The 3,681-nt window shown below is 57.1% G+C and carries 2 protein-coding genes; one reads left to right on the top strand and one right to left on the bottom strand.

What is annotated here, in order from left to right; genetic code table 11:
• Positions 1-144: 144 nt before the first annotated feature.
• Positions 145-1,479: an oxygen-independent coproporphyrinogen III oxidase gene (gene hemN / locus AC630_RS16595; protein WP_074119583.1), complete on the bottom strand. Its 1,335-nt coding sequence runs from the start codon at positions 1,477-1,479 to the stop codon at positions 145-147.
• Positions 1,480-2,300: 821 nt separating this feature from the next.
• On the opposite strand from hemN, the gene AC630_RS45450 reads away from it, so the two are divergent.
• Positions 2,301-2,456, top strand: coding sequence for a hypothetical protein (locus AC630_RS45450; RefSeq protein ID WP_167561224.1), 156 nt, complete (start codon positions 2,301-2,303; stop codon positions 2,454-2,456).
• Positions 2,457-3,681 lie beyond the last annotated feature (1,225 nt).

Genomic DNA, 3,681 nt, shown 5'->3' with positions numbered 1-3,681 from the left:
AGGCTTCTACAATCGAACTCGTCGTCACTCCGCCATCGGCTTTATCAGCCCGATCGAGATGGAGCTAAAAGCAGCTTAACCCTGTCCATTTTTTCGGGGGAAGATCAAGTCAAAACGCTTTTGTGAGGTTTAGGGCTCGCTGTGCTAATAGGGTGAGCGGTCAAGATAAGCGTCGAATGCGGCGGCAACAGCGCGAACAACAAATCGGTGCTCCCGCTTTACGCGGATTGTTCCATTGTGGATGTCCACGATTCCGTCCTCGGCGAGCATTGGCAAACGTTCAGCTGAATTGAGAAAAGGAATGGGATCAAATCCGTAAGCGGTACAGATTGCCGGCACATCGACCTCCAAATCGCACATCAGGCGCTCGATAATTGCGGCGCGCAGACGGTCTTCGTCGCTGAGGCGATAGCCTTTCGACGTCGGCAGACGGCCGGCGTTGATGCGCCCGCTATATGCGTTCGTTGCGACCTCGTTCTGGACATAACCGTCACTGAGGCGTCCGATGGCCGACGTGCCGAAGCCGATCACCGTTTCACAAGTGTCAGCCGAGTAACCCAAGGAGTTACGTCGCAAGCAACCAGCTTTTTGCGCCAGCGCGAGCTCGTCATCCGGCAAGGCGAAATGGTCCATCCCAATTTGACGGTAGCCGGCGGCGGCCAAAATATCGGCCATAGCCGAAGCCTGTTCAGCGCGAGCAGGATAGTCCGGCAGCGTCGTCTCATCGATCATACGCTGACGCCTCATATACGAAGGAACGTGCGCATAGCCGAAAACCGCAAGCCGGTTGGGTCGCATGGCCACTGCCATGGTCGCGCTCTGCACGCAGGACTGCACCGTCTGGTTTGGAAGGCCGAAGATGAGGTCGAAGTTGATGCTACTTATTCCATGCTGGCGCAGGTTTTCGACGGCCATCGTCGTCTGCGCCTCAGTCTGATTCCGGTTGATCGATGCTTGAACAATAGGATCGAAGCTTTGCACGCCGAGGCTCGCGCGGTTCACTCCGGCTGCTCCTAAGGCGTCGGCCATCCGGGCCGTGAACGTGCGTGGGTCGATCTCGATAGCGAGCGTTGCCGTTTTCTTGAACGCAAAGCAGCGGCGCAAGTGTGCCATCAAGGCCAGGAACTCCGCGGGCTCGATTAGAGTCGGCGTTCCGCCGCCGAAGTGCACGTCACTCACAGGGAGCTCTTGCGGCGCTTTCTCAGCAACCAGGCGGATCTCCTTTCGCAGCACCTCCAGATAGCTGAGAATGGGCGCATCGCGGCGGGTGAAGGCTGTAGGAAAGCCGCAATACCAGCAGATCGAGCGACAAAACGGAACGTGGAGATAGAGCGACACGGGCTCGTTCGGCGGCAGGCGGCTCAGCCATGTTTCATATGCGTTCGCGCCGACCGCCTCGGAGAACTCCGGTACAGTTGGATAGATGGTGTACCAAGGTAAGCGGGGATCGCAGTACTTTTTCAGGAGTGAAGTTTGCAACGTTACAGTCCCTTGCTGCTGGAAGACTTATCCTGATCGCTGCGCTCTCCAGTGTCTTTGCGCTATGTCAATCGAGCCGCTTGAGCCATGCGTTCCTTACCCTGCCGGCACAGAGCAGTAGCTGACGGCGGGAGCGATAGCGATCGTTCATGCAAATTTCAATAAGTGATGTTCATTTTTTGAGGAGAGAAGAGATGATCACGTGGCTGTAATTGGCCAGTGTGCCGTTCTGCTTATCGACCCCTGAGCCGCATAGGATCGTTGACATGCTTGGCACCTGGGCGTTTCGAGCTGTATCGTTCTCCGGCACTCAAAATGATTGCTCTCCAAGGACTTGTAAGCTGCATTCAACAGTCGGACCTGTCCGGACCGATCTCGGTGCGTTTCTGGGCCGGTTTTAGTGGAAACGCTGCTGGGGACGCTCACAGCCTTCGAGACCAGAACGTCAAAATCCAGACGGGGCGAGCTGGCCGGATCAGGTTAATTCCGGCTGCATAAGAACAACGTGGTGCGGGAGAGTTCATGACTTTGAAAACGTAGGCCGGCGCCGTGCACGAGTCGAGTCGCCATTGTCCGAACTGTAATCACGAGAGTTCGCCTCGCGATTCTGCGACGCGCCCTTGATGAAGAAGCTCGCCAACGCGTTCAATAGAAGGTAGCGGAAAGATGCGGGGGCTCTCCGGAAGGCTGAGGCGTTGCGCCAGGAACGGGAGCGAGGCCAATGAATGAGCAGATCGAGGACCAGGTGGATCCAACGGTTGGCGCCCGAGTGCAGCTAAGCCCTCGCAATGGAAGCGAAGAAGGCTCGGGAGGCTGCTGGGATGACTGATGTCACCGACGGGGACTTCATCGCCGTTCTTCTGGCGCATGCAAATTCGGTCGCAGCCTCCGCCGCGCCGAAGCACCAAGCTCCATTCTACAACATGACGCAACGTTCGATTCAAGTCTGCTTTGGTGCCGCGCATGAAATAACTTAATAGCGCACGGCAATGAGGGGCTGAGCCTCAATTCCGCCACGCCGCTTGTTTCATTCTCGAGAGTGTCATCACGGATGTACTGATGATGTTGGGGCGGACCCGACGCACTTCCACTCCCGGTCTAGTGCGTCGGGGCGCCTTGGTTACGACTGGATCCGGCGGTAAGGTACAGAGCTTGCAGTGCGCGCTTGTGTGGTTGAGATTCGCGAGAATCAATCCGGACTGATTATCTTCGGCACCTAGACATGAAGACATGCGCGTACGAGGGTTGCTGATCAAGACGTCGGTGAAACCGCCACGGAAGTAAGTCGAAACAAGCGACGCCCACCATTCAGATGCGGACGAATGCGATATCGAAGTCGGTCGAGTCGGCTTGGACAGTCCAGCGTTCTCCTGCCTCACCGGTGCCAGCCAAATGGTCGCGCCGTCGTGGCGCATCGATCTTTGGTCGAGGTTTGGGATCTCTATCGGAAACTGCCGATGCCCGCGTGAGAGCCGGAGTCTCCTGTCAAGCGCGCTTCCGTGCCTTCGGCAGCAGCGCGCCGCCCGCTCGTTGGCCAAATGCCGTCGAAACCTACAATTCACTGCTTAGCTTGTGACCAAGAACGTCCTTCGTGTTGCTCAGCTCGAGCGTTGGAGTACCGCCCACACCAGACGTCTTGTAGATCGCTTCGCGGCTCAGTCCAGTCTAGCGCGAGAACTTCGAAGCTCCCCGAGCCTTGGCTAATGCACGAACGATCATCGCGCACAAGCGCTGGTTTTTGGATAGGCGGCCTGTTGATCCGGCATCTGCAGCTAGTTCTGAAGTAGAAGTTGGATGCATTAGGGGGCATATCAAAAACTCCTTTGTCCGATGCTTGGCGGTCCTACTATCCTGGTTTTGCCGCAGCGCGGGAGACCCATGGGGCTGCCCTGCTGAACCAAGAAGGCGATACCGCGCGGCCATAGTCGATTCACAGTTCGCAAGCGCCTTCGGCAACCGATTTCACATCGCCCGCCCGGAGCCAGATATCAGCGGCATCCGCGAGGTAATAACGCCTCTTTCAAGGTGCTCACTTGATAGTCCCACGCCGAGTTCTAAAGGGACGTGTATTGGTCAAGTTGAACCGCCTCGGGTTTGCCGGAGGCCATTTGGTTTAAGTTATGCCGCCATGGCCGATTGTTCCAGCATGGCGTAGTAGCGTTGCTCGGCTTCGGCCGGCGGGATGTTTCCGATGGGCTCCAG

The sequence above is a fragment of the Bradyrhizobium sp. AS23.2 genome (assembly GCF_001908185.1).
GTDB lineage: Bacteria > Pseudomonadota > Alphaproteobacteria > Rhizobiales > Xanthobacteraceae > Bradyrhizobium.
Note: the sequence above shows the minus strand (reverse complement) of the source record. Positions and strands in the feature narration are given on the sequence as shown.